At 35.9% G+C, this 26,906-nt stretch carries 26 protein-coding genes; 13 read left to right on the top strand and 13 right to left on the bottom strand.

Annotated elements, in window-relative coordinates:
- The first annotated feature begins 26 nt into the window (after positions 1–26).
- The 3 genes from ACFQ13_RS07990 (at position 27) to ACFQ13_RS07980 (ending at position 1,872) form a co-directional block, all read left to right on the top strand.
- Positions 27–485 carry a DUF4442 domain-containing protein gene (locus ACFQ13_RS07990; protein WP_386116012.1) on the top strand — a complete coding sequence of 153 codons (459 nt, stop codon included), beginning with the start codon at positions 27–29 and terminating at the stop codon, positions 483–485.
- Positions 486–646: 161 nt separating this feature from the next.
- Entirely contained in the window at positions 647–1,444 is a 798-nt protein-coding gene (locus tag ACFQ13_RS07985) for a TIGR00266 family protein (protein WP_386116009.1), read from the top strand.
- A 230-nt stretch (positions 1,445–1,674) separates the two neighbouring features.
- On the top strand, positions 1,675–1,872 hold the full coding sequence (locus ACFQ13_RS07980; protein ID WP_114309010.1) for a hypothetical protein: 198 nt from the start codon (positions 1,675–1,677) through the stop codon (positions 1,870–1,872).
- 63 nt (positions 1,873–1,935) lie between these two features.
- Here the strand turns inward: ACFQ13_RS07980 and ACFQ13_RS07975 are convergent, their stop codons facing one another.
- Positions 1,936–2,874, bottom strand: a complete 939-nt coding sequence (locus ACFQ13_RS07975) for a LysR family transcriptional regulator (protein ID WP_114309011.1) — start codon at positions 2,872–2,874, stop codon at positions 1,936–1,938.
- 101 nt (positions 2,875–2,975) lie between these two features.
- Here ACFQ13_RS07975 and ACFQ13_RS07970 point away from each other — a divergent pair, with 101 nt between their 5' ends.
- Positions 2,976–3,455 carry a Dps family protein gene (locus ACFQ13_RS07970; RefSeq protein WP_386116006.1) on the top strand — a complete coding sequence of 160 codons (480 nt, stop codon included), beginning with the start codon at positions 2,976–2,978 and terminating at the stop codon, positions 3,453–3,455.
- A gap of 83 nt (positions 3,456–3,538) precedes the next feature.
- On the opposite strand, the gene ACFQ13_RS07965 is transcribed toward ACFQ13_RS07970, so the two are convergent.
- The 7 genes from ACFQ13_RS07965 to ACFQ13_RS07935 all read right to left on the bottom strand — a co-directional run bounded on the left by ACFQ13_RS07965 (position 3,539) and on the right by ACFQ13_RS07935 (position 10,428).
- Positions 3,539–3,955, bottom strand: a complete 417-nt coding sequence (locus tag ACFQ13_RS07965; protein WP_386116003.1) for a DUF2141 domain-containing protein — start codon at positions 3,953–3,955, stop codon at positions 3,539–3,541.
- Positions 3,956–4,233: 278 nt separating this feature from the next.
- Positions 4,234–5,565, bottom strand: a complete 1,332-nt coding sequence (locus ACFQ13_RS07960) for a DUF58 domain-containing protein (protein ID WP_386116000.1) — start codon at positions 5,563–5,565, stop codon at positions 4,234–4,236.
- A 31-nt stretch (positions 5,566–5,596) separates the two neighbouring features.
- Complete coding sequence (locus ACFQ13_RS07955) at positions 5,597–6,598, bottom strand: AAA family ATPase (protein WP_386115997.1); 1,002 nt, start codon at positions 6,596–6,598, stop codon at positions 5,597–5,599.
- The gene (locus ACFQ13_RS07950; RefSeq protein WP_386115995.1) at positions 6,577–7,803 is read right to left on the bottom strand and encodes a DUF4350 domain-containing protein; all 1,227 of its coding nucleotides are present in this window, start codon (positions 7,801–7,803) and stop codon (positions 6,577–6,579) included. The genes ACFQ13_RS07955 and ACFQ13_RS07950 overlap by 22 nt, the downstream gene beginning before the upstream one ends.
- Positions 7,800–8,534 carry a DUF4129 domain-containing protein gene (locus tag ACFQ13_RS07945; RefSeq protein ID WP_386115992.1) on the bottom strand — a complete coding sequence of 245 codons (735 nt, stop codon included), beginning with the start codon at positions 8,532–8,534 and terminating at the stop codon, positions 7,800–7,802. The genes ACFQ13_RS07950 and ACFQ13_RS07945 overlap by 4 nt, the downstream gene beginning before the upstream one ends.
- On the bottom strand, positions 8,535–9,413 hold the full coding sequence (locus ACFQ13_RS07940) for a hypothetical protein (RefSeq protein WP_386115989.1): 879 nt from the start codon (positions 9,411–9,413) through the stop codon (positions 8,535–8,537).
- Positions 9,406–10,428 carry a stage II sporulation protein M gene (locus tag ACFQ13_RS07935; protein ID WP_386115987.1) on the bottom strand — a complete coding sequence of 341 codons (1,023 nt, stop codon included), beginning with the start codon at positions 10,426–10,428 and terminating at the stop codon, positions 9,406–9,408. The genes ACFQ13_RS07940 and ACFQ13_RS07935 overlap by 8 nt, the downstream gene beginning before the upstream one ends.
- Before the next feature lie 35 nt (positions 10,429–10,463).
- Between ACFQ13_RS07935 and ACFQ13_RS07930 the strand changes: the two genes are divergently transcribed.
- Both ACFQ13_RS07930 and ACFQ13_RS07925 read left to right on the top strand, forming a co-directional pair.
- Positions 10,464–11,180: an RDD family protein gene (locus tag ACFQ13_RS07930; protein ID WP_386115985.1), complete on the top strand. Its 717-nt coding sequence runs from the start codon at positions 10,464–10,466 to the stop codon at positions 11,178–11,180.
- A gap of 174 nt (positions 11,181–11,354) precedes the next feature.
- Positions 11,355–11,969 carry a trimeric intracellular cation channel family protein gene (locus tag ACFQ13_RS07925; protein WP_114309021.1) on the top strand — a complete coding sequence of 205 codons (615 nt, stop codon included), beginning with the start codon at positions 11,355–11,357 and terminating at the stop codon, positions 11,967–11,969.
- A 6-nt stretch (positions 11,970–11,975) separates the two neighbouring features.
- Here the strand turns inward: ACFQ13_RS07925 and ACFQ13_RS07920 are convergent, their stop codons facing one another.
- The 3 genes from ACFQ13_RS07920 to ACFQ13_RS07910 form a co-directional block, all read right to left on the bottom strand.
- Positions 11,976–12,644 carry an inorganic diphosphatase gene (locus ACFQ13_RS07920; RefSeq protein WP_386115983.1) on the bottom strand — a complete coding sequence of 223 codons (669 nt, stop codon included), beginning with the start codon at positions 12,642–12,644 and terminating at the stop codon, positions 11,976–11,978.
- A gap of 437 nt (positions 12,645–13,081) precedes the next feature.
- Complete coding sequence (locus ACFQ13_RS07915) at positions 13,082–15,235, bottom strand: M3 family metallopeptidase (protein ID WP_386115981.1); 2,154 nt, start codon at positions 15,233–15,235, stop codon at positions 13,082–13,084.
- A gap of 240 nt (positions 15,236–15,475) precedes the next feature.
- A complete protein-coding gene (locus ACFQ13_RS07910) occupies positions 15,476–16,192 on the bottom strand; it encodes a peptidylprolyl isomerase (protein ID WP_386115979.1) in 717 nt (238 codons plus the stop codon).
- Between the two features lie 2 nt (positions 16,193–16,194).
- Between ACFQ13_RS07910 and ACFQ13_RS07905 the strand changes: the two genes are divergently transcribed.
- On the top strand, positions 16,195–16,839 hold the full coding sequence (locus ACFQ13_RS07905; protein ID WP_114309025.1) for an NUDIX hydrolase: 645 nt from the start codon (positions 16,195–16,197) through the stop codon (positions 16,837–16,839).
- A gap of 44 nt (positions 16,840–16,883) precedes the next feature.
- On the top strand, positions 16,884–17,684 hold the full coding sequence (locus tag ACFQ13_RS07900) for a lysophospholipid acyltransferase family protein (protein ID WP_386115978.1): 801 nt from the start codon (positions 16,884–16,886) through the stop codon (positions 17,682–17,684).
- Between the two features lie 987 nt (positions 17,685–18,671).
- Here ACFQ13_RS07900 and ACFQ13_RS07895 read toward each other — a convergent pair.
- Positions 18,672–19,304 (bottom strand): hypothetical protein, encoded by a 633-nt coding sequence (locus ACFQ13_RS07895; protein ID WP_386115976.1) that lies wholly within the window; start codon positions 19,302–19,304, stop codon positions 18,672–18,674.
- A 4-nt stretch (positions 19,305–19,308) separates the two neighbouring features.
- Positions 19,309–19,803 carry an RNA polymerase sigma factor gene (locus ACFQ13_RS07890; protein WP_114309028.1) on the bottom strand — a complete coding sequence of 165 codons (495 nt, stop codon included), beginning with the start codon at positions 19,801–19,803 and terminating at the stop codon, positions 19,309–19,311.
- Between the two features lie 313 nt (positions 19,804–20,116).
- Between ACFQ13_RS07890 and ACFQ13_RS07885 the strand changes: the two genes are divergently transcribed.
- The 5 genes from ACFQ13_RS07885 (at position 20,117) to ACFQ13_RS07865 (ending at position 26,822) form a co-directional block, all read left to right on the top strand.
- On the top strand, positions 20,117–21,388 hold the full coding sequence (locus ACFQ13_RS07885) for an NAD(P)/FAD-dependent oxidoreductase (RefSeq protein WP_386115973.1): 1,272 nt from the start codon (positions 20,117–20,119) through the stop codon (positions 21,386–21,388).
- 195 nt (positions 21,389–21,583) lie between these two features.
- Positions 21,584–22,318, top strand: a complete 735-nt coding sequence (locus tag ACFQ13_RS07880) for an energy transducer TonB (protein ID WP_386115971.1) — start codon at positions 21,584–21,586, stop codon at positions 22,316–22,318.
- Between the two features lie 257 nt (positions 22,319–22,575).
- Positions 22,576–24,726 carry a TonB-dependent receptor gene (locus tag ACFQ13_RS07875; RefSeq protein WP_386115968.1) on the top strand — a complete coding sequence of 717 codons (2,151 nt, stop codon included), beginning with the start codon at positions 22,576–22,578 and terminating at the stop codon, positions 24,724–24,726.
- A 90-nt stretch (positions 24,727–24,816) separates the two neighbouring features.
- Positions 24,817–25,545 (top strand): energy transducer TonB, encoded by a 729-nt coding sequence (locus ACFQ13_RS07870; RefSeq protein WP_386115965.1) that lies wholly within the window; start codon positions 24,817–24,819, stop codon positions 25,543–25,545.
- Positions 25,546–25,817: 272 nt separating this feature from the next.
- The gene (locus tag ACFQ13_RS07865; RefSeq protein WP_114309032.1) at positions 25,818–26,822 is read left to right on the top strand and encodes a sugar kinase; all 1,005 of its coding nucleotides are present in this window, start codon (positions 25,818–25,820) and stop codon (positions 26,820–26,822) included.
- Positions 26,823–26,906: the final 84 nt, after the last annotated feature.

The raw sequence follows: 26,906 nt of genomic DNA, 5'->3' as shown, positions 1-26,906 counted from the left end.
TTGTCAAAACAAGCAAACTAACACTTATGGTCATTTCTCCATCAAAACTCAATACCTATTTAATGTTTAAGCTTCCTGCTGCCTTTTTTACTGGGGTGCGTACAAAAGCCTTAAATGAGAATTCTTGTGTGGTTCAGGTGAAACATCGTTGGGTTAACCAAAATCCTTTTCGGTCTATGTTTTGGGCGGTTCAAGGGATGGCGGCAGAATTATCTACTGGCGCTTTAGTGATGACTAAGATCAAAGCCAGCGGACGTCCAATCTCTATGTTAGTGGCAAGTAATAATGCTACATTTTCTAAAAAAGCCACGGGGGTCATCACCTTTACCTGCAAGGAAGGCCATCTTATTGATGCGGCTATAGAAAAGACGATTGCTTCTGGCGAAGGACAAACCGTATGGCTCAATGCAAAAGGGGTTAATAAGGAAGGGGTAGAGGTTTCCGATTTTAATTTTGAATGGACACTTAAGCTGAAAACAAAATAATTAAGACCGATTATTTTAGCGATTTACATAGTCTTCTAGAAAAAAGCGTCTAAACTATAGCTTTAGCCAACACCTTGATCAATTTTATTTTTTTAGGCTTAAATTGTAACAATCTAAGTATTTGACTCACCTATATAAGGAATCATTAAAACAATTAAATCATGACCTCACACGAAATAGATTACCGAATTTACGGAGAAGAAATGCAATATGTTGAAATAGAACTGGACCCTCAAGAAGGTGTTATTGCCGAATCTGGAAGTTTTATGATGATGGATGACGGTATTAAAATGGACACCATTTTTGGAGATGGCTCACAGAAAGATTCAGGATTTTTAGGCAAAATTTTAGGCGCAGGAAAGCGCATTCTTACCGGAGAAAGTTTGTTTATGACCGCTTTTTATAACAATCTTACCGGAAAACGAAACGTATCCTTTGCGTCACCGTATCCTGGTAAAATTATTCCTATAGATTTAACCGAATATGGCGGGAAATTTATTTGTCAGAAAGATGCTTTTCTATGCGCTGCTAAAGGCGTAAGCGTTGGGATAGAGTTTTCTAAAAAACTAGGTCGAGGACTCTTTGGAGGAGAAGGGTTTATTATGCAAAAACTAGAAGGTGACGGTATGGCTTTTGTCCATGCAGGCGGAACTACAGCTGTAAAAACCTTAGCGCCAGGGGAAACCTTACGCGTAGATACAGGGTGTATTATCGGGTTTACTCAAGGGATTGATTACGATGTTGAATTTATAGGAGGAATTAAGAATTCTATTTTTGGAGGTGAAGGTTTATTTTTTGCCAAATTACAAGGCCCAGGAAAAGTTTACGTTCAATCCTTGCCGTTTAGTCGTCTTGCAGGACGTGTGTTGGCATCAATTCCTAATGGTGGGAAATCTAAAGGAGAAGGTAGCATCCTTGGTGGGATAGGAAATCTCTTAGATGGTGATAATCAGTTTTAAACAGGTTTGTTTTGTAAAAAGCTTTGAATCAGTTATTTACATTGTGTGAATTGTCTGATTTTTCTTAGGGGTTCAGCGGAGAAACTGAAAGCTTTAACATAATAAGCTGTTAAACTTATTTGTAGGTAAATTGAAATTAGAAAAAATTGCTATCTTTAAATCAGAAAAGAGAAATAATAGCTTATAGTCGAAAATTACTTTTTTTATTAACTTAAAAACTTAAATTACTTATGGCGCGAGCAATGTTCGAGTATACTAAAACTGTACTCAATAAAGTAAGTTTTGATGCGAGATTATTTTGCAGGGAAGTGCAAAAGGCGGCAAGACGCTTATTACCACATGAATTAGAGGAATTACGAATCTTTATTGATTCACTCATCAACCAAAATCCGGAATTAAATCAGTGTTTGATTTATTTAAAAGCATAAAAAAAGCGGCTCTATAAGAGTCGCTTTTTTTTATATGTATTATTGCTATTTGAGCAAGAAAGCTTACTTCGCCTTTGGGCTAATAATTTCTACATTTTGGAACGCAATAGCTCCACGAATAATTCCAGAAATAATATTGTGCATAGCATCAATAATCTGCATTTTTAATTCACTTTTGTGGTAAATAATACTTACCTCTCTTGCAGGAGAAGGTTCTGAAAAGTGTCTTAAATGTGTGCTTAAGGTTTCGCGCATATCTAAGGTGTGTAGATAAGGGAGAAGCGTCATTCCCATTCCTTCGTTAGAAAGTTTTATTAGGGTTTCAATACTGCCACTTTCTAATTGAAAGGTCTCATCAATTTGGTCCTTAAATGTTTTACATAGGTTAATGACCCCATCTCTAAAACAATGGCCGTCTTCTAAGAGTAGCATGTCATCAATATCCAGATCAGAAGTTTCAATGGTCTTCTTTTCTACTAAGCGATGATTATCTGGGATATACGCCACAAACGGTTCGTAGTAAAGCACACGTTCTTTAATGTTATCACTTTCTAAAGGCGTTGCGGCAATAGCGGCATCTAAATGGCCATCGCTAATACGCGTTAAGATTTCTTCCGTGGTAAGCTCTTCTATTTTAAGTTTTACTTTGGGATATTTTTTTATAAAGCTCTTTAAAAACATCGGGAGTAGGGTGGGCATAATTGTAGGAATAATTCCTAATCTAAATTCGCCACCAATAAATCCCTTTTGTTGGTCTACAATATCTTGTATGCGGTCCGCTTCATTGACAATATTTCTAGCTTGATAAACTATTTTGCGTCCTACATCGGTTAATTCAATAGGTTTTTTTCCTCTATCAAAAATAATAACGTCAAGTTCATCTTCTAACTTCTGAATTTGAGTACTTAACGTAGGTTGTGTTACAAAGCATTTTTCTGCAGCTTTGGTAAAATTTTTATGTTCGGCTATGGCTAAAGCATATTTAAGTTGCGTAATGGTCATGGCTATTAATTTAGACTATAAAAGTATAAAAAGTATTCATTGTAGCTATGATAAATTCCGTCTAAAAATCTGTAAATTTGAAGTAACAAAAAACAGATATTATGACACTAAATAGCATAGGTTTAGATACCAAAAAAACAAAAGTATTAGCAGACGATTTAAATCAACTTCTAGCAAACTTTCAGTTGTATTACCAAAATTTAAGAGGAATCCACTGGAATATTAAAGGACGTGGATTTTTTGACTTACATGTTAAGTTTGAAGAATTATACACGGATGCCAACGTTAAAGTTGATGAAATTGCAGAGCGTATTTTAACTTTGGGGGCAACACCATTACACACTTTTGAAGATTATACAAAAGCAGCGAAAGTTCCGGTAGGAAAAGATATTTCTAAGGATGAAAAGGCGGTAGAACTTATTGTAGAATCTTTAAGTGAGCTTTTAAAAATGGAGCGTTCTATATTAGAAACGGCTGGTGATGCTAATGATGAAGGAACCAACTCAATGATGAGTGATTTTATCACGGAACAAGAAAAAACAGTTTGGATGATGAAAGCTTGGTTAGGAGAAACCGTATAAGCTTGCTCTCATCATTATTCGAAAATAAAAAAAGACTGCTCTAAGGCAGTCTTTTTTTATGGGGTTATGATGTAAAGTCTTTTCTAAAAACGGATATTAAAACTAAGGTCGTCTTCTTTAACTTCAAATTTTGCGCTGTCGTATTGTGGCGGTCCCATAGACATATCATTATTCGACATTCCATAAGCTTCTAAGGGCATTCCGTTGGCGCTAAAATCCATACGATTATTTAAGTTTTCATCATGAAGTGCCATAATCGCATAGGTTCCGGGTTTAACATTGTTAAAGGTGAGGCTAACTTTTCTGTCACTAATCACACTTTTGGCGTTCATAATACCATTAGCTTTCATAACAGTGTCTTCGGTATGTAACGCCATGGTGACGTTTCCATTATTGTTTGGGACATTGTCTATAGTGACGGTAATGGTGATGCCTTGGTCTTGTGCGTGACCCGTAGCAAACATAAAAATAAAGGCGAAGGTAAGGAGTGTGGTTTTCATAATCATACAGTTTTAAAGGTTAGAAGATAAATGCTGTTGTTATTTCTATTTCAAATATCATGAAAATGCTGTGGTGGAGCATTATTTCATTTTCTGAACTGTTGAATCTTCAGGATGAAGTGTATAGGAAAGAAATTTAGATCCTCAAGAATAAAATAAAAAGCCTTTATTTTGACAAAGAAGTTACTCAGATAAAGATTACCAAACGAAGGTCAAACCTCTATTTTAAAAAGGGTATTCTTCAAATTATAAGGGATACTCGTTGGTGTGGGTTTAATTTACAATAAACCGCGCGCTTTAATTTCTAAATATTTGTTGATGGTTTTTATGGTAAGTTGCTCCGGCGCTGTTAAAATAGTTTGAATGCCATATTTTTGAAGTTCTTTTACCATTAGGCGTTTTTCAACTGCAAATTTTTCAGCAATGGTTTTATGGTAAATGCCCTGTAAATCTTCAGGATTTGTATTAATAAGCGTATCGAGCTCGGTGTTTTCAAACAAAACCACCACCAACATGTGTTTTTTAGAAATGGCTTGTAGGTAAGGGAGTTGCCGTTTTAAAGCACTCATATGTTCAAAATTAGTATACAATAAGAGCAAACTACGATGCGTGACTTTACGTTTTAATTGCGCATAAAGCAGTCCAAAATCACTATCTGTATACTGGGTATTAATATTATATAAGCGGTCTAAAATTAGATTAAGATGAGTGAGTTTTTGTACGGCAGGTAAAAACGTTTCAATTTTTTTAGAAAATGAAATAAGTCCAATTTTATCGTGCTTTTTCAACGCCACATTACTAAAGGCTAAGCTAGAATTTATAGCGTAATCTAATAATTTCAGTCCATTAAAAGGCATTTTCATCACCCGACCTGTGTCTATTATAGAATAGATGGGTTGCGATTTTTCATCTTGAAATTGGTTGACCATTAACTGTCCGCGTTTGGCTGTTGCTTTCCAGTTCACGGTTCTAAAATCATCCCCTTGGGTATAGTCTTTAATTTGTTCAAATTCTGAAGTGTGGCCTATTCTCCTAATCTTTTTTAGTCCAAATTCAGTTAAAGCATTACTGATGGCTAAAAAGTCATACTGCTGCATCTGAATGATAGAAGGGTAGACCATTACCATTTGCTGATCTTGAAATTGATAACGTCTTTTTACAATTTTCAGTAGCGATGATGCGAAAATATTAAGATGTCCAAAATAATATTCCCCACGATCTACAGGTCTTACAAGATAATCAAGATCATCATTTTCATTTGGCAATAATGTAGTTTGGTATAAAAAATCACGTTTTTGAAACTGCACAGGAAGCTCATCGATAACCGTGATATAGGTTTTAAATCCGTAGGAGTTTTGAATGGTAATAGGAACCAAATTTTGATCGCTATTAGAAAACTTGTCGGGTAAAAGGCGTCTAGCCTTAATGGCTTGCTTTGGTTGGTATAGTAAGCCTAGATCAATAAAGAGCAACACCAAAAGAATACAACATAAGATCCAAGCAATCGGATAAAAAATCGGAAACCAATAAGACAAAAGAAAGCAAGCGGAAGCTAATGCTATATAAATATAGAATTGTTTATGGATGTATAAGGACTTAAAAAACGTCATGGGTTACTTAGAACTAATGGGCGTAAGGCAATTATCTCGGAACCTCTACAGATTGTACAATCATTTCAATAACATTCTCCGTGGTCATGCCTTCCATTTCGCGTTCTGGCGTTAAAATAATACGGTGGTTTAATACCGGATTAAGGGCTTTTTTTACATCTTCAGGAATTACAAAGTCACGTCCATTTATCGCTGCAAAAGCTTTAGCCGTATTTAAAATTGCAATTGATGCACGTGGGGAACCGCCTAAATATAAATGAGGATGATTTCTTGTTTTAGAGACCAATTGGGCGATATAGCTTATAATTTTTTCTTCCACTAAAACGGCCTGTGTTTTTTGTTTGTAATCTTCAAGCGCTGTGGTATCTAAAATAGCATCGATGCGTGTTTGTGGCTTTTCGCCTTTACGTTCGTGATGCGAAGCTATAATTTTAATTTCGTCTTCCAAGCTTGGATAGCCGACCTTAATTTTAAAGATAAAACGATCTAATTGCGCTTCGGGAAGGGCATAGGTCCCTTCTTGCTCAATAGGATTTTGTGTGGCCAATACCATAAAGGGCGCAGCAAAATTATAGGTATGCCCATCAATAGTCGCTTGGCGCTCTTCCATGGTTTCAAATAAGGCCGCTTGGGTTTTTGCAGGCGCTCTATTGATCTCATCAATGAGGACAATATTAGAAAAAATTGGCCCTTTTTTAAATTCGAATTCAGATGATTTCATATTTAAAATAGACGTTCCTAAAACATCACTAGGCATTAAATCTGGTGTAAATTGAATACGACTAAAATCCGTCTGTAGCACTTTAGCAAAAAGTTTAGCGGTTACCGTTTTAGCAATCCCAGGTACTCCTTCAATTAAAACATGACCATCTGCAAGTAGGGCAACAATGAGCAGTTCTACAAATTGATCTTGCCCAATAATCACCTTTCTTAATTCGGCCTTAATCGCTTCTACAGCATTTTTTAAGTCTTCTAAAGGTATTCTGTTGTCAAAACTTGCGGTGTCTTGTTCTATGTTCTTTTCTTCTTCCATTGGTTATGAGATTTAAATTGTGCGATCAATGTATGTAAACGTTTTAACTCGGTAGCGCTAATTTGTGGTTTATGAGTTAAGGTTTCAATCCACGCAAATAAGGTTTTAGTGTCTTCTATACTATTGTTGCTTCGTGCCGCTAAATGCTTTATGAAGGTTGAATTTATTTCTGAAGTTGGCAAATGAAGTGTGGTTCTTATATATTCTAAAAAGTGCTGAATTTGATGCTCAGATAGCGTTTTATGCTTTTCACTTTCATAATACATATTAGCAATGGTACGGGTAAAACTTAGGGTCTGATTTTTTAAGGGCGTTATAATAGGGATGGCGCGTTGCTTGCGTTTTCCTTCAAAAATAATATAGATCAGTGCTCCTATTAAAACAAGGTAATAGGCCCATTTTAAGGAAGGCGTATTTAAAAACAGATACATCGGTGAGGTGTAAAATGTTTTCCCATTTTTATAATAAGTGTCTATATAAACAGGCCGATTCTGGTCAATATACGATAAGAGTCCAGCGGTATAGCTTGCATTAGGAGATTGCAGTATAAAATAATTAGTAAAGCCTTGAGGAAAAGTACTTAAGATAATTTCACCTTTACCAAAAGGTTGTTTTATACCGCTAATCAGCGCATCTTTAAGGGGCTTTTGGTCTTCTCTATAGGTGTCAATTAGCCCGATAACAGTAGTCTTTAGGGTGTCGATTTCACTAAAATAATAAAACTCGCTTGGGCGGTCGTAACGATAAGTTTTTTCAGGGTTTAGATCGGGATGCACGAGTTGTACTTGATATTCATTATTGAAATTATCAAGAGGATTTAGGCGTTCCGTTTTTAAATTTAACGTATCTAATAACGGAGCCTCAAAATCTTCAGCAGCTACCATAAGCGTATTGCCTTTCTCTACCCAACTGAGTAAGCTGTTTAACTCGTCTTTACCAAAGGAAATTCCTCCATTATAAAAAAGGTAAGTCCCTTCGATATCATGTTGTTTTAGGTATTCAAAAGGAGGACGATCTAGGGGTACTACCTTATTATTTATCTCACTTAGTTGTTCATTAAAAACATAAGACCCTAAGGGAATTTTATGATGTAAGGCATACGAAGGAAACCAATTTATAGCCTTGGGTTTACTCATTTCGAGCGCAACAATCCCTAGAATAGTGACTGTAATTAAGATGATATAGAGCTTCGTTTTTTTGCTCATTTTTTGGCTATACTGTTATTAAGATGTTCAAAAGGACGTTTTAAGTTTTCAAATTTTAAAGCATCGATATAAAATTCGCCATACCAAACATAGTCATAGATTCTCGTGATATTTTTAAATTCAGATTTAAGCTGTTCTTTACCAATTTCAAGAATATAATCTTCATTGGTTTTTTGAGGTTGCCATGCAATATGTTCGTTTTCCGAAAGCTGTTTTAAAACCCATAAATAATAATAGCGAATGGCGAGTCTGTAATTATTTTGCCCTATCGCCTCTTGTATTAACGTTGGAATATCTTCATTTTTTATAATTTGTTCTTCTTCAGTAAAGGCCACAGAAGCCTGTGCTTTGGCTTTATTAATGAGTTTGTTTGAATTTACTTTTAAGAAAAACCGAATCAGTAAATATACCAAGAAAGCTAAAAGAAGGTACGGAAGAATTCTGAATACCACATACAGAAATCCTGTAGCTGTACCCACTCCAAATATAGATTCCCAAAATTTCCTCAACGCATTTTGAGCCCAACGGTAAGCTTTTTTAAAAATGTTTTCTTCCACTTCAACTTCGGTGTAGTTAAAGTCTTTATCAGCTTTGTAAGTCTCGAGATCGGCTTCACTAATGGTTTGTTTTTCTATAGGCGCATCATCGTATTTTACGGATTGCATGGCTTGTTGGGCCGCTGAAAATTGCCCAAAACAAAAACATATAAGGAAGCCGATAATAAAACGCATTTATTCGTCTATTTTACCAATGTCACTGATACGATCATAAGTCCCTGTGAAATTTACTTTTTCATGGAGGTGGAAATAGATAACAGCCCCAGCAATCATAAGAATAGTATTCAATAAAAACTGAAAAAAGGTGTTGAGAACATTAAGCACTATAAGAACGGGATCTGCGGAAAACGTATTAAGATTAGCCGGATCTATTTCACCTGAAAAAAGACCTGTACTTACCAAAGCATAAATAATTGAGGGTACGGAAAACACTAAACCAAGGACATAATAAATAATACCTATCACGATGAAGGATCCGAAAGCCGTCCAAAAATCAGCATGGGCTAAAGTAAAACTCTGACTAAAGGCTTCTGTAGTAGAACGACGTGGTTCAAAAACATAAATACTAAAAACAATAGCCATTGGAATCATGGCATAAAATACCGGGAGAACACAAAGCATGGTGGCAAAAAATAGCGTGACCCCTTTTAAGAAACTAAGCCCAAAAAACGACCAAAAAGATTGGTGAACATTGGTTTTTACTTCAGCAGGATCTACAGCACCTTTATGATCTACATAAGATTTTATATAGAATAGGGTGGTCGCTGCAGTGAGGATATAGGCCGCTATGGCTGAAATAATATAAATTAAAGCCACTGCAATGGTAATAAAAATACCACTAGAAGCATTTCCAACAGAAGTTAAATTAACAATATCGCCAACCGTATAGTTATAAGCCGCAAGCGATATCATAAAAATAAGAATAGCAGGCCCTGCAATATTAAACAGCGTTTTTATAAAGGGCTTAAATTCATTTCTAAGGAATCCGAAGGTGTCACTTAAAATAGCATTAAAATCGCGTTGTTTTCTAAATTCAATATAGGCTTTATTCATCGTTTTTTAGAGTTGGTTTAAGGTTGAGTTCTATGTTGGTTTTGAGTAATGCGTTTTGTTGTAATTCTCGGTTTAATTTAATAGGGTAAAATACGTAGTAAAATAGGATTAATCCTAAAGAACTTGTAATAATTAAAATGGCAAGCCAATCAGGCATTTCGGTATGTCGCGTAACAAATCCTTCTAAAAACCCCGCAATTATAAAAAATGGAATGGTGCTGATTAATATTTTTAAGCCATTAATTACGCCGCGTTTAAAAGCTTCAAGTCGGGGTAGTGTTCCAGTGAATAACATTCCATTTCCCATGACCAATCCGGCGGCTCCTGCAATAATAATGACAGAGATTTCAATTGTCCCGTGAATCCAGATTGTTCGGGCCGATTCCCATAACAGGCCTTGATCGTAAAAAAAGTATTGAAAACCACCTAACATAATACCGTTTTGCATCATAAAATAGAGGGAGCCTATCCCTAATAAAATACCATAGCCGAAAGCGAAAAGGGCGACTTTTATATTATTTAAGGTAATACCTAAAAACATATGGAATTCCCCTTGTTCTTTATAAATGGCCATGGGGTCTCCTTTTTCAATATTTTCTAAGGTCGTATTGACGTAGGCATCGTTAAGACCAAAGGACCTTACAAAATCGGCATCTGTAGCCGTGGAGTAAGCGCCAATAAAAACAAAAAAAGCAAAAGTGAGAAAGGTAATTAAAAGCTCGCGATGGTGCTGATAAAAGAGTGTTGGAAATTCGGTTTTAAAAAAGGAAATGATCCTGTTTTTAGGTTCCTTTTTAGTTTTATAAATAATTTGATGCGCTTGTGACGCCAATTGGTTAAGGTAGCGTTCCGTATTGCTCTGGGCGTAAAAGGTTTTAGCATAACTCAAATGATCGGTCACCTCAATATATAAGTCGGAAAGTAAATTAGGATCTAAATGCTTTTTATTTTTGAGAATGTTTTCAAATTCTAACCATTTATCTTTATTTTGCTTTACAAAAGCCGCTTCGCGCATTATATTCCCATTTAGACGTTCAAAGTAAAGAAAATATGGATGAATTTCAAATAGAAACAGCCCAAAATGTAGGGATCAATCAAAATGTCGCAAGTATCGGGGATAGAATGCTCGGTTATCTTATTGATAGCGCGATTATTTTAATCTATACCATTGGGGTGATATGGTTATTAATGATTTTAGATTTAGATATGGCAGAGCTTTGGCCGCTGTATTTGTTAGTCTCTCTACCAGCGTTTCTTTATTATGTTTTACTCGAAACATTTTTTAATGGTCAAACCGTCGGTAAATCCTTATTAAAAACAAGAGTGGTTAAAATAGATGGCTCTCCGGCTAGCTTTGCGAATTATTTTGTGCGATGGATATTACGTATTATTGATGTGGCCTTAACCTCTGGAGGTATTGCAGCGTTTACAATCTTAATAAAAGGGAATGGTCAGCGCTTAGGAGATATGGCCGCCGGAACTACCGTAATTAGTGAAAAACAAAACCTTACTATTGACGATACTTTAATTAAAGAACTTCCTGATAACTATGTGCCAACCTATAGTCAGGTGACTGTGTTTAGCGATAAGGATATGCAGAGTATAAAACTCTTATATAATGAGGCGCTACGAAAGGGGCAACATAATATTATTTTAAACTTGCATCATCGTTTAATAAAAGTTTTGGCTATTGAAACCGATGAAAAACCGGTAGATTTCGTTGCTAAGGTCATTAAAGATTACAACTACTACACGCAAAATATGTAAATCTAGAGGAATTTGTCTCCTGTTTTTTTACGCGCTTGATTGTTTGTGTTATATCGGTTTTTGGGGGCTCGATTTTCACCCTAAGAAACCTTTAACATTCTCTTCAGGCGCAATCCAATTATAATCCTAGTTTTGCAAACAGAAAGACTGGTTTAAATTTTTAAATAGAAGCTTATGTTTATTCAGATCGTAGATTTACTAGGAACCATCGCCTTTGCTATTTCGGGGGCATTAATTGCTATGAATAAGCGGATGGACCCTTTCGGAGTCTTAATTATATCGTTTGTTACTGCTGTTGGTGGTGGTACATTGCGTGATGTTATGATTGGAATTGAACCGGTTTCGTGGATGCGAAACATGACTTTTGTTTACGTTATTATAGGGTCTGCAACCTTTGCCGTTATTATAAGAAAACGCATAAGTTACCTTTTAAAATCACTATTTTTATTTGATACCATTGGTATAGGTCTTTATACTGTGGTAGGTATTGAAACCGGACTTGTTGCAGGATTGCACCCCGTAATTTGTATTGCTATGGGTACCATGACAGCTTGTTTTGGAGGTGTGGTAAGAGATACGCTATGTAATGAAATTCCTGTGATCTTTAGAGAGGAAATCTATGCGACGGCCTGTATTTTAGGGGGCATGACTTACTTTTTACTTCTCCAATTTTTTGAAGACCGCAATTACCTATTTATAATCGCTGGTCTTGTGGTGATTATTATTCGCTTAGTAGCAGTGCGTTTTAAAATTAGTCTCCCTAGTTTGTATAAAAGCGAAGATGAATAGCTAAGGTTAATTGGCCGCATAATCTTTTAATGCTTTATCTAAGATTTGAAGCGCTTCTTTTTGACTTCCATAGCCCTTAGATTTTAAGAGGCCTGAAGCCTTGTAATTGGTGAACCATAGCGCTATGATTTCTGAAATGCCTTGGTAATTTTTGTCTAATTCTGAAATGGAATTCATAGTGTACATCACCGAGGTGTCAGATACGGCGATGAGTTTATGGTCTTGTTCCCCGCTGTCGGTTAAATATAAGAGGCCTATAATTTTACATCTTAGGATGTCGCCACGTTCCGCCGGTGGACCAAGAACAAGAATATCTAAAGGGTCTCCGTCGCCACCGCCATGTTTTGGTATTAGGGTTTTCGGAATCATACCATAATTTCCTGGATAGCCTAAATAATTAATTTTTCGTGGGGTGTCTTCAATCCGTTCCCATTCAATTTGTCCTGTATTTTTATTCAGTTCCCATTTATCTATTGTTCCTGCCGGAATTTCTATAACGGCATTAACTTGGGCGTCTTCAAATTGCGGGTTAATATCTGTTAATAAATTAAGATGGTCCGTCTCGTGAAAGGATTTAATAATTTGTTCTGAGGTTGTATTCGTATTAGAAAAATTACAGCTCGTGACTAAGGCCATAAGAGAAATTATAATAGAATAGCGTGTGGCTTTGTTCATAATCGTAGGTTTTGGGGATTGTGTTAAGCATGGCCTCGTACAAAAAGGCTTTGTCTAATTTAAGCAATTTGTAGCTAATATCCTATATAACGTAAAATTGGCGTCTTGTATTTTTTAAAATTCAAATAAATTAAGAATTCTAATCTGAATTTGGGATTAGAGCAAAGTGGAGTCGTCTTAAACCAATAGGGTAGAGCATGTTTTTATACCTTTTGAAGTTTTTAGAATTCTGTTGCTCTGAGGTTGTATTCTGAAAAATTTCGAGTTCTTTAGAATAAAAAAGAATCCTTAAGGTTTAATGTTGGGATTGCTTTATTTCTGAATGAATAAAAGCTCCCCGTCTTAAATGTCTTAAGGATTCTTTAATAAAATAATCTGTTTTTGTAAGCGGCTAAAGCGTTGGGATAACGTGGTTTTAACGCTCACATAATAGCATGCTATAATGCGGATTCTGGAACAGGGAAGCCACGATCTCTCATTAAGGCTTCAATTTTAGCATCGCGTCCTCTAAATTTTCGGTAAGCTTCTGCCGGATCCATAGCATTACGTGGTGCAAATAAATATTTAACAAGTTTCTCTGCCACTTCCTTATCGTAAAAGCCACCTTCAGCTTCTCTAAAAGCTTCAGAAGCATCACTCGTTAAAACATCAGCCCACATATAACCGTAATACGCAGTAGCATAGCCTTCGCCTGAAAACACATGACCAAAATGTGGCGTTCTATGACGCATTGGTAATTCTTTTGGCATGCCTAATTCATCTAAAGTTTCACGTTCAAATTTGTCTATATCTATATTTGTTGGGTCTGCCAAGTGCAGTTTCATATCGATTAAAGCAGAGGCTAAATATTCCGTGGTTCCGAAGCCTTGATTAAAAGTGGCTGCTTTTTTTATTTTTTCAACTAAAGCCTGCGGAATTGGTTCTCCTGTCTTATAGTGAACTAAATAGTTGTTAATGACCTTGTCTGTAGATAACCAACGTTCTAATAATTGCGATTGAAATTCAGTATAATCTCTTACACCACCGTTAAGGGTTGGGTACTTTACATCGGCAGAAAAGAAGTGTAGAGCATGACCAAATTCGTGAAAAAAGGTAGTTGCGTCATCCCAAGAGACTAAAACTGCTTCTCCTGGCGCTGGTTTTACAAAGTTTGAATTGTTAGAGGCTAAAACATTCATTTCGCCATCAAAAGAAGCGGCACTTCTATAGGTTGTTGCCCAAGCACCAGAACGTTTGCCTTGGCGTGCATAAGGGTCTAAATACCATAAGCCTATAGATTTTTCGGTTGTCTTATCTGTAACCTCCCAAACTTTTACATCTTCATGAAATACCGGTACAGAACCATCCGTAATAGGGGTGAAGTTGTAATTAAAAAGTTCGCCGGCAACAAAAAACATAGCTTCGGTTAATTTGTCTAATTGAAGGTACTGCTTCACTTCATCACTATCAAGATCGTATTTTTTCTGACGTACTTTTTCAGCATAAAAACGGTAATCCCAAGGCGCAATGGTAATGTCGTCTCCACGTTCGTCTGCAACGGCTTGCATGTCTGCAACTTCTTCTTTAACACGTGCTGTTGCTGCAGGCCAAACAGCCATCATTAAGTCCATAGCATTTTCTGGCGTTTTTGCCATACGGTCTTGTAAACGCCATTCGGCATAATTATCATAGCCCATAAGGCCGACACGTTCTTTACGTAGTTTTAAAATTTTAGCAATAATGGCGTTATTATCATTTTCATCGCCATTATCTCCACGCGAATAGTAGTTTTCCCAAACTTGCTTTCTTAAGGCACGTTCAGTAGAATAAGTTAAAAAAGGATCCATAGAAGAACGCGTATTTGTAATCGCATAAAGCCCTTCTTTACCTTTGTCGGTAGCAATTTTTGCTGCTGATTTTATAAACCCTTCCGATAAACCACCTAATTGTTGGTCGTTTAAATAGGTGATATAATGTTCTTCATCATGCAATACATGGTTAGAAAAATCGGTATATAAAGAGGCCAATTCTTTATTGATTGCTGCGTAACGTTTTTTCTTTGCGGCATTAAGATTAGCGCCGTTCATTTCAAACTGCTTGTAGGTTAATTCTACTACACGTTGCGCTTCTGGCTCTAAAGGTGATTTCAATGACGCTTCATATACGGTTTTTATACGTTGAAATAAGGCTTTATTTTGTGAAATTTTAGATCTGAATTCAGAAAGTTTTGGTGCTAATTCTGCTTGCACGGTTCTAAACTCTGGCGATGATACGTTACTTCCCATAACGCCGTAATAGGTGGATACTCGGTCTAAGGTTTTACCAGCGCGTTCCATAGCGACGATTGTATTTTCAAAAGTCGGTTCGGCTTCGTTATTTGCAATCGCTTCAATCTCTTCAAGTTGTTCCGCCATAGCGGTTTCCATAGCAGGTTTTATGGCATCTACAGAGAGTTTGTCAAATGCAGGAACTCCCTTGTAAGGGCCTGTCCATTCTTGGGTAAGTACATTATCGCTCATGGCTTTTTCTGAGGGTTTAGCACCATCTTCTTTACAGCTTACTAAAAGGATAAGACTGCAAAAAAGCGTTGTGGTTATGGATTTAGAGGTCATAAAAATGGTTTTATTTTTTTTATAGGGTTAGGGATATAAATGAGCAAACAAGATACTGAAATTACCGTGTTTTTTCATCATATATTATAATAATTTCTTGGCTATGCCTTCGTCTAGAAAGTCTACCTTGAAGAAGTCTCATTATAAATTTAACAACGGAAACAAAGCGGGGAGAAGGGCTTTTCAAACTGTGAATTAAATTAAAAATTACAGCCCTAAAAAGCATTGGTATTTAAGGGGCTAATCTATCAGCTCTACTTTTCTAATATATACATTGCTTAGAGGCCAATCGCCTTCATCAGTTTTTACATTCGCAATGGCATCTACAACATCCATTCCGGAAGTTACTTCACCAAAAACGGTATAGTCGCCATCTAAATATTTAGCGCCACCTTCACGCTGGATAATAAAAAATTGAAAAGGAGAGGCTAGTTTATAAGCATTTTCAATTTCGCTACTTGGCATGGAAACGGCGCCTCGTTTGTGGGTATATCCGCGTTTTGTATCTGGAGGAAGAAGGTAGTGTCCAATTTTTTGTCTTCGTTTTGCAATATTGTAATCATCACTACTTCCGCCTTGAATCACAAAGTTTTTCACCACGCGGTAAAATTGTGTGCCGTCAAAATAGTTGCGTTTGGTTAGGTAGACAAAATTGGCCCTGTGAAATTTGGTCTTATCGTAGAGTTGAATTTCAATAACCCCAAAATCGGTAGTGATTTTAACTTTGTTTTCAGAATGCGCTTTCTCGTAATCTAAGAAGAATTCCATTGCATTCGCATCGGTTAAAAGAGGAAATTCGGGTTCTTTAACTTCTTTCGTTATGGTTTTACGTTTAGAAGCTGATGAATCGTTTACTATTGGAGCCTCTTTTGTATGTTTTGAAGTTTGCTTATCTTCACAATTCATAAGTAATAATCCCATTCCAACACATAGTGGAAATAATAATTTAACTCTCATAAATGTTATTTAGTCGGTTTTTAGAATCTGTAGTAAAAATAAAACATCTTGAGCTTTTTGGCGAAGACTCTCACGCCAAAATGTCTCCGCCATACCGCTTAGATTTATCTGAAAAAATGAAATCAAAGTCTAAGACCGCTAGAAAAGCAGCAGTTATGGCGTTGTTTTATCCTAAACCAGATGATGAAACGTATTTGGTTCTTATTTTACGAAAAACCTATAAAGGGGTGCATTCTGCACAAGTAGGATTTCCGGGAGGGAAATATGAAGATGCTGATCAGGGGGATTTACAAGAAACCGCTATCCGAGAGACCGAAGAAGAAATTGGTGTCTCTAGAACTCATATTGAGGTTTTAAAAGCGATGTCTTCAATTTATATCCCGCCGAGTAATTTTATGGTTTATCCTTATGTTGGAATTTCTAAGGAATATTTAATTTTTACAAAACAAGACGAAGAGGTCGAGGCCATAATTGAAGTCAAGCTCAGTGATTTTTTAAGCGATGATAGTGTCTTAACCGCAAGAGTACCAACGTCTTTTAATGTGGAGGTTGATGTGCCTGCATTTAATTTTAATGGGCATATTGTGTGGGGCGCCACAGCGATGATGCTTGGTGAGATTAAAGACTTGTTAAAAACCGTCCTATAATTTAACATTATGTTTACATTTGTGTTTAAAATGTAAATCATATTATGGGATTATTTAAAAGAAATCCTTTCGGACATATATTGTGGGTAAAGAAATGGTTAATTAGAGTCTTAGGGGCTTTAACGCATCGTAGATTTAGAGGTTTTAATGAACTACAGATTGAAGGTTCTGAAATTATCAAACATTTACCTGAAACTAACGTTCTATTTATTTCCAATCATCAGACTTATTTCGCAGATGTTATTGCGATGTTTCATGTATTTAACGCGAGTTTAAGTAACCGTGAAGATTCTATTAAAAATATAGGCTATTTATGGAACCCTAAGCTTAATGTGTATTATGTGGCCGCTAAGGAAACCATGAGGTCTGGACTTTTACCTAAAATTTTGGCTTATGTAGGGTCTATTAGTATAGAGCGTACATGGCGATCTCAAGGTAAAGATGTTAACCGACAAGTAAAGATGAGTGATATTTCTAGTATTGGAAAAGCGCTTAACGACGGTTGGGTTATTACCTTTCCTCAAGGTACAACAACCCCTTTTAAACCGATTAGAAAAGGAACGGCACATATTATAAAACGCTACAAACCTGTAGTAGTCCCTATTGTTATTGATGGTTTTAGACGTTCTTTTGATAAAAAAGGATTACGTGTGAAGAAAAAGAATATTTTTCAAACTTTTGAAATTAAAGCACCATTAGAAATCGATTACGATAACGAGTCTATTGACAGTATTGTAGAGAAAATAGAATACGCTATTGAGCAACACCCTTCTTTCTTGAAGGTGATTCCACAAGATGTTTTAGAAGAAAATGAGCGTTTAAATCGCGAATTAAGAGATATGTAAAAGACCTCTTAAAGGTGTGTGGCTGAAATGAAACCTGTGTTTTTTGATGATAATTTAAGGCTAAGCCTCTAATGAGTTGTCTTGTGAATTCATAAAAAAAACACAGCGTGAACGATAACATCAGAATAGGGTTAAGTCTATTATTTGCAATGATCATTTTGGTTTTTAAGTATTTAATACTTGCTGATGTTCTGGCGACGATTATTATTTTAACGATATTGATATTCGATATCCTAAGATATAGTCGCATTAGAACCACTAAATCTGTTTTAATCTATTACTTGTCTTGGATTTTGATTTCAGGATTTGTGATTTACATAAGGCACGTAAGCCTCATGTTTTGGTCTCCATTAATTATTATTTTTCTTATTAAAATTTCGATTCTCCTTTTATCCTATTTTAGGTATAGAAGACTTTATGTGACTAAAACAATTTTAGGTTATCTGTGGCTAACAAGTGTAGTTCTGTATTTATCGGAACTTATCTTGAATTCTACACATGGATTTGGAGCACTATGCTTAAATCTAGCAGTCATTTCTGCAATTGAAAGTGTGCTGATCTTTATATTTCAAAAAAAACAAGTCCCTTACCAATCAAGTATTATAAATACTATTACCTGCCGTAACATACACAACAAATAACTCGTGTTGTGCTTGTGTGAAAATTTCTTCGGAATTTGTTCTCCTTCGATTCTTTTTTGATAAGTTAGTTCCCTAACTACGAGACTAATTTACACTAACTGTTGCCAGTACTAGATAATGACAGAAGCGCAAGTAAGAACACAGTTATCCAAAATAGGGAGCCATAAACCCAAAACCAAAACGAAGTATTTGAATTCTTAGGTGCATTTCAAGACGCAACCGTATTTAGCGAATGGAATAATATACCACTAGTCTCAACGGTGTAATACGTAAACAGCTTATAGCTTCAACCTAAAGCCATTCAGTTTACCGCATGTTATATAACGGTTATAAAATGTCTAAGCGGTTATACTTCAAGCTTTTTTAACTCGTTGTAATTTCTATTTAAACGCTTAATAAGAATACCGTAGATTAACTTATAGAACAACCATATAAATCCTAAAAACAAACCTGTAATCCCTAAAGTAATTAAAAGGATTACTGCTATTTGAGATGTAGAGGCCGCACTAAGTTTTTCGTAAAGCTCTGGGTGGTTGCTAATAGAAAAGGCTAGTGACACTGGAATACTAATAAAGGCAATAAGAAGATTATAGAGCACGTAGTATTTAATTATTTTCCGAGTCTTCAAAATACTTTCCATTAACTTTTTCGCATTATCCGTCACCGAGATGGCTTTATGAGCGCTCCATAATAGGTATACAAATAAAATGATAACCGCATAACTTAAGATGTTTAAGCCAATGTAAACCCAGCTATGACTCATCTCTTCAAGTTGTGCCTTCATCTGATCGGAAAGGACCAGAGGTAGAAAATTAATTAAAATCCAAAACACCAATTCTGCCATACTGATGTAGAAAAGCGTTTTTACAATATTTGAGGACTTCTTATGACTCATTTCATAGATATCATGATCAGAGAAGGTCTTATAGTTGTCGTTGGATTTTTTCCAATCCTTTTTTAATAATTCTAATTCATCCATAATCTTACGGATTTAGTATGGTTCTTAATTTCTTTTTCACACGATTCATTTTCACTCTTGCATTGACTTCCGTAATACCTAATGTCGCGCTAATTTCCTTGTAATCTTTGTCTTCTAAATACAAAAAGACCAAGGCTTTTTCAATATCATTGAGTTGATGTACAGCTTGATATAATAATTTTAACTGTTGTTCTTCTGTGTCATCGTACTCTTCAGCCTTAATTTTAAATTCTACACTATCAAATTCTTGCGTATTAATTCGACGTTTGGATTTTCTATATAATGTAATGGCTGTATTTAGGCCAACACGGTACATCCATGTACTAAATTTCGCCTCACCTCTAAATTTAGGGTAAGCACGCCATAATTGTATGGTAATTTCTTGGAACAAATCGTTATGCGCATCAACATTGTTGGTGTACAATCGGCACACTTTATGGACAATGTTTTGATGTTTTTGCAATTGTTCTACAAAACTATGTTCTAGTTCTTTGTTCAATTGTTATAGTCGGTTGGTTAACTCATTAGTAGAAGAAGTTCAAGCTTTGTTACAAAAAAATAAAAATTTTCTCTTTTAAAATTATTTTTTAGAAAGTAGGACTCCATTTCAAGGCTTATTTGTAGCATCGTCCCCTTATTTTTTATTGTCCTATTGTGATTTTAAATCATAAAAATTATTGAATTTTTAATATTCGTCGTTAATTTTAAAGGTCTTTGTTATTTTTTGTTCATTTCTATCATTTGCTCAGGCTTTACGCGGATTTCGCAGAGTTAATTTGTACTTTTATATCCCTAATTACAAGTCCTATTTTATGAATATTCCTCAGTCTAATCTAACAAGAGTTGTCATCATAGGTGGTGGCTTTGCTGGTATTAATTTAGTAAAAAGTCTCGCAAAGAAAAATGTTCAGGTTGTGCTTATCGATAAACGCAACTACCATACATTTCAACCGTTATTATATCAAGTGTCCAGTTCTGGTTTAGAGCCCGATTCCATTGCTTATCCTTTACGAAAGATTATAAAAAAGTACGATACCATGTTTTTTCGTTTGGCTCAGGTGGAGCAAATTTTACCTGAAAAAAATGAAATTATTACCTCTATAGGGAATCTGTCTTATGACTACCTCGTGGTGGCTACTGGAACGCGTACAAATTATTTTGGTAATAAGGCCATTGAGTCTTCAAGTATGCCAATGAAGACCGTACCTCAAGCCTTAAACATAAGAAGTCTTATTTTACAGAATTTTGAAAAAGCAGCTATTGCAGATTCTAAAGAAGAACGCGAAGCTTATTTAAATTTTGTGATTGTAGGGGCCGGACCTACCGGTGTAGAACTTGCGGGTGCCATTGCCGAACTTAAAAATAATATTTTACCTCGGGATTATCACGATTTAAATCCGGATGATATGCACATTCATTTGCTAGAAGGTTCGCCTCGAGTTTTACCACCAATGAGTGAAAATGCTTCTAAAAAAGCACAGAAATTTTTAGAGCGTTTAGGGGTTAATGTACAGTGTAATACCATTGTAAAACATTACGATGGCTTAACAGTAACTACCGATTCTGGCGTGGTGATGAAATCCGAAACCCTAATTTGGGCGGCTGGCGTCACGGGTGCGCCTGTGCAAGGTTTAAAAGCCGAAGCTGTAATGGATAGAATTAACCGTTATAATGTGAATAGATTTAATCAGGTGGAAGGCTATACTAATATTTTTGCCTTGGGTGATATTGCCTTAATGCCTACAGAAGCCTATCCTAAAGGACACCCTCAGGTGGCACAGCCTGCTATTCAACAAGGGAAATTATTAGGTAAAAATTTGGTACGTTTGTTAGAGAACAAGCCTATGAAACCTTTTAAATATAGAGATAAGGGGTCTATGGCAACCATTGGAAGAAATAAGGCTGTTGTAGATTTAAAACACTATAAATTTGGCGGATTCTTCGCTTGGTTTATATGGATGTTTGTTCACTTAATGTCTCTCGTTGGATTTAGAAATAGGGTTATTGTTCTTTTTAACTGGAGTTATAACTATATTAATTTTGATAAAGCAGCGCGTTTAATTATACGACCGTATAAAAAGTAATTGATTTACGTTAAAGGCTAGTAAATAAAGGATTCGTTTTGCGAATCCTTTATTTTTATGTGATTTTGTTGCTGAATTATAAATTTTAAGTAGGAATTGTTGCGTATTTGTTGTATCTTATAGTGTGTTTTAGGACGAATAACGATAAGGAAATAACATAAGCACTTTCAGTTTCCTATTTGAAATGGAATCATCATGCAAATCAAAAAAAACATAAAGGCCAATGTAGGGCGAAATAGTAGCTTGTATTTCGCGGTGGGTTTAAATGTGATGCTCGCCCTAACTTACCTAGGGCTTGAGCATAAGACCTATAATAAGACCACAACTAAAGTGGAGACCTTAATGGTAGAGGCGCAAATTGAAGAAGATATTCCTATTACACGGATTGAAATTCCACCACCTCCGCCGCCACCGCCACTACAACAGACCATTTCTGAAGTCATTACGCTGGTTGAAGATGCTGCTGAGGTTGAAGAAACGCTTATTGAAAGTACAGAAATAGGACAAGATGATGTAATAGGAGATCCCATAGAGGTCAGTGTAGAAGAGGTGGAAGTTATAGAGGTGGAAGAAGAGGTTGAAGTCCCTTTTGCTGTCATTGAAAAAGTACCTCAGTTTCCGGGGTGTACCGGTACAAATGAAGCATTAAAGGCTTGTTTTCAAAGTAAAATGCAAGCCCATATTCTTAAGAATTTTAGATATCCAGAAATTGCCTCAGAGCTTAACATGCAAGGTCGAGTGTTTGTAACCTTCTTAATTGATGAACAAGGTGAGGTGACTAAAATTAAAAGTCGTGGCCCAGACCGAATTTTAGAGGAGGAGGCTGAGCGGATTATTAAATTACTACCCACAATGATACCCGGTAAACAACGTAACGTGCCTGTTAGAGTACCTTATAGTATTCCTATAACCTTTAAGCTTCAGGAGTAGGACCTATGAGTCGTTGTTACTGCTCATAGACTTAACGCAATTTATAAAATCCCATTTAAGGGATTTTTTTTGTTTTAAAAACTAAGATTATAATACCCTTGTCCTATCAGGTTTAAATAGTTTTACTGATAGATTCTCAATTCATCATTCATTTTTAACAGTTCAGTTTATATCTATTTGACCGCCTTAAGGTCATCCTCATATTTGCCTTGTTAATAGTTTGGAAACTTAGAATTCCATCCTAAAATAAAACGATTATGAGGAAATTTATATTTTACTGTATATGCTTTTTAGTGGGTCAAGTTCACGCTCAATCTACCGTTTCAGGAAAAGTTATAGATGTTAAAAAACAAGCTATTGTTGGGGCTAATGTTTATATCTTAGGAACCTACGATGGAGCTACCACAAATGCTAAAGGCGAATTTAGCTTTACAACTTCAGTTCAAAAAGCTCCAGTTTTAGTGATTTCTTTTTTGTCCTACGAAACAAAAAACATCACTTTAAAACCCTCCCAATTTCAAAATCTAAAAATAATACTTAGAGAAGATGTGCAGTCATTAGATACTGTAGTGGTAAGTGCAGGAACCTTTGAGGCCAATGATAATAGTAAGGTATCGGTATTAAAACCTTTAGATGTGGTGACTACGGCAAGCGCGTTGGGCGACTTTGTTGGAGCCTTACAAACCTTACCAGGAACCTCTAATGTCGCGGAAGATGGACGTTTATTTGTACGTGGCGGTACGGCAGATGAAACTCAGGTTTTTATTGACGGCATTCGTGTATTTACACCCTATTCGCCAAGTGCTAATAATACGCCAACACGTGGGCGATATTCACCATTTTTATTTGATGGCATCACGTTTTCAACGGGTGGTTATGCTTCTGAATATGGTCAGGCCTTATCTAGCGTCTTACTGCTGAATACCATTAATGAACCTACCTACAAAAAAACGGACATCAGTCTAATGAGTATCGGTTTTGGAATAGGGCATACTGAAAAATGGGAAAAGTCGTCCTTAAGTTTTAATACCTCTTATGTCAATTTAGCCCCATATTTAAAGGTTTTTAAAGATAAAAATGACTGGGAAACGCCTTATGTCAGTGCTCAAGGCGAAACAGTGTTTAGACAACAGTTAGATCAGGGTTTATTAAAGATCTATGCAGCATTTGATACGTCTAAGTTTCAATTACAACAAGACGATATCAATGCAGAGGAGGGGATCGATTTTAAATTAAATAATCAGAATGTTTATCTGAATACCTCTTATAAAGGAGTATTAGGAAAGCAATGGGGGATAACCACAGGTTTAAGTTATACCTATGCTAAAGATAAAATTTGGATAGATGCCCAACATATAGAGGGCACAGAACACGCCGTGCATTTAAAATTGAAGCTGAAAAAACGTTTTAATAATCGTGTAAAGCTAAATTTTGGTGTGGAACATTTTATTACAGATTTTAAAGAACGTTTTCAGGCGGAATCTACACTTGTCAACTATGGCTATCGTAACCCTATTACCGCTGGCTTTGCAGAATTCGATCTTATCTATTCTAAAGACTTAGCTTTAAAGGTAGGCTTGCGTTCAGATTATAGTGGTATTTTTAAAACGATAGAGGTCGCGCCCAGAGCAGCTATTGCTTATAAAACCTCTAAAAACGGTCAGGTTTCATTAGCGTATGGCCATTTCTACCAGAATCCGAGTCGTAACATCTTAAAGTTTGAACAGGACTTAAAAGCACAAAAAGCTTCTCATTATATTCTAAACTACCAATACACGAACCAAGGACGGATTTTTAGAGCTGAAGTTTACAACAAAACGTATGACCACTTGGTAAAATACAATACTGAGAGTCCTGAGTATTTTAGTGCTTTTGAGAGCAGCGGTGAGGGCTATGCCCAAGGACTCGATCTGTTTTGGAGAGATAATACTAGTGTTCCTCGATTAGATTATTGGCTCAGTTATTCCTATTTAGATACCAAGCGCGAGTTTAATAATTACAACACTAAAGTGCAGCCCAGTTTTGCCACTACGCACAATTTATCTGTGGTGGGGAAATATTGGATTGCATCGTGGAAAAGTCAAATAGGAGCAGCTTATAGTATGGCGTCAGGGCGCCCTTATACCAATCCTAATACCTCAGGGATCTTAGACCAAAGAACTAAAGGATTTCATAGTTTAAGTCTTAATTGGTCTTACTTATTAGACCAACAGAAAATCTTGTATTGCTCCGTAAATAATGTATTAAATTTTAAGAACGTTTATGGGTATCAGTATGCCGATGTTCCTAACCAAAATGGGGTGTATACAAGTAGGGCATTAACCCCAGCTTCAGATCAGTTCTTTTTTGTAGGCTTCTTTTGGACGCTCAGTTCAGACCCTAATGACAATCAGTTAAATAGTCTTTAAGGATTCATTTTAAATGGGATTTTAAAACTGACTAATGTCATAATTTAAACGTAAGCTAAGAAGTAACTTTACACTATTAAATTAAACGTCATGGAACTCAAAAAAAATCCCAATGCCAATGTAGGTCGAAACAGTAGTTTATACTTTGCTGTTGGCTTAAATGTAATGTTGCTCTTAACCTATTTAGGGCTTGAGCACAAGACTTACGAGAAAGAAGAAATAAAGATTGATTTGTTAATGTTGGATGATCAATATGATGAAGATATACCGATCACTACAATTAATATTCCACCGCCACCTCCACCACCAAAACAAGTGGTTTCAGAAGTTATTACCTTAGTGGAAGATACTGAGGAAATTGAAGAAACGGTTATTGAAAGTACCGAGATTGGTCAGGATGATATTATTGAAGAAGCTGAGGTTGCTGTCGAAGATGTTGTAGTTGAAGAAGTCGAAGAAGATATAGAAGTCCCTTTTGCCTTAATTGAGAAAGTCCCTCAATTCCCTGGTTGTACAGGAAATAATGCCGAGCTAAAAGCTTGTTTTGAACGAAAAATGCAAGCCCATTTACAGAAAAACTTCAGATATCCTGATGCTGCGGCAGACTTAGATATTCAAGGTAAGGTTTATGTGTTCTTTATTATTGATAAAACCGGTAGAGTGACTAAAATTAAGTCTAGAGGTCCTGATCAATTGTTAGAAACGGAAGCAGAACGTATTATTAGTTTATTGCCTAAAATGATTCCAGGACAACAACGTGATATGGCTGTAAGTATGCCGTACAGTGTTCCTATTAATTTTAAGTTGATGAACCAATAATGATTCCTAATTTTTATTTAATTTTTTTCAAGACAAAATCCCAGAAATGGGATTTTGTTGTATCAGAGGATTAAGTATTTTTTAGTGGACTTTTTATAACTATTATGGTGATGATTAAAATTAATTTTGAAACATATTGCGTCATAATTTCATATATTTATAACAGTAAAAGTGAAGGGCTTATCTTTTAATGTTCAATACACCGTATTGTTAAAAGTGCCATTCTTTATAGTACCCAAAATAATTTTTTTGGAGAATTTAAAAACAGTTACATGGAGCAAATTATTACATTCGGAGAAGTTTTAATGCGTATTTCACCACGCGGAAATAAGAAATTTATGCAATCTAATATTGCAGAGTTTTATTTTGGAGGCACAGAATTAAATGTGGGCATCTCTATCGCAAATTTTGGAGGTAAAGTGAAGCACATTAGTGTGGTCTCTAATGATTTTATTGGGGAAACCGCCTTAGCTTATATCCGTAAATTTGGCGTGAGTACGTCTTCCATAGAATTTTCTTCAAGACCTTTAGGGGTTTATTTCTTAGAAGTTGGTGCGGTGATGCGTCCGAGTAAAATATCTTATAATCGTTCGCATTCGTCTTTTTCAGATGTAGAGCCTTCTATGGTAGATTGGGATAAGGCGCTTAGAAAAGGAAGTTGGTTTCATTGGACAGGGATTACGCCAGCCTTAACACAAGGTGCTTTTGATACCTTAAAAGAAGGTTTGGTCTTAGCGAAAGAAAAAGGCATTACTGTCTCTGCCGATCCTACTTATAGAAGTGGTTTATGGAAATACGGTAAGGATCCTAAAGAGGCTTTAAAAGAATTATTGCAATACTCTAATATATTTATTGGTGGTATTAACGAAATCAATGAAGTGCTCGGTACGGACTACAGCTATTCTAACGATGATTTCTTAAAAGCAAGTCAGCAACTAATGGAGACGTTTCCGTCCATAGAAAAAGTTTTCGATAAAATAAGAACCTCCTTAAATTCCTCATGGCATAAAATTAGAGCGCGTATGTGGAATGGCGTAGAATTTAGAGAATCTGAAGATTTAGATATTACGCATGTCGTAGATCGTATTGGGACCGGAGATGCGTTTGCTGCCGGACTTATTCATGGGTTGCAGAAATATGACGATTTTAAAGCCATGCAATTTGCTAGTGCAGCCTGTGCCTTAAAGCATACCTATGAAGGGGATGTGAATTACGCCAATGCAGAAGAAGTTATTTCCATCATTGAAGGAAATGTTTCAGGGCGTTTTGTCCGCTAAGCTGGCCTTAGTTACAGAATTAAAAATAACAACAACTTGTTTTTAGAGTGATCTGCTGAGAAATTTTCTAGCGTCACCTAAAAG

It is taken from the genome of Winogradskyella rapida, assembly GCF_042675845.1.
GTDB classification, from domain to species: domain Bacteria; phylum Bacteroidota; class Bacteroidia; order Flavobacteriales; family Flavobacteriaceae; genus Winogradskyella; species Winogradskyella rapida.
Note: the sequence above shows the minus strand (reverse complement) of the source record. Positions and strands in the feature narration are given on the sequence as shown.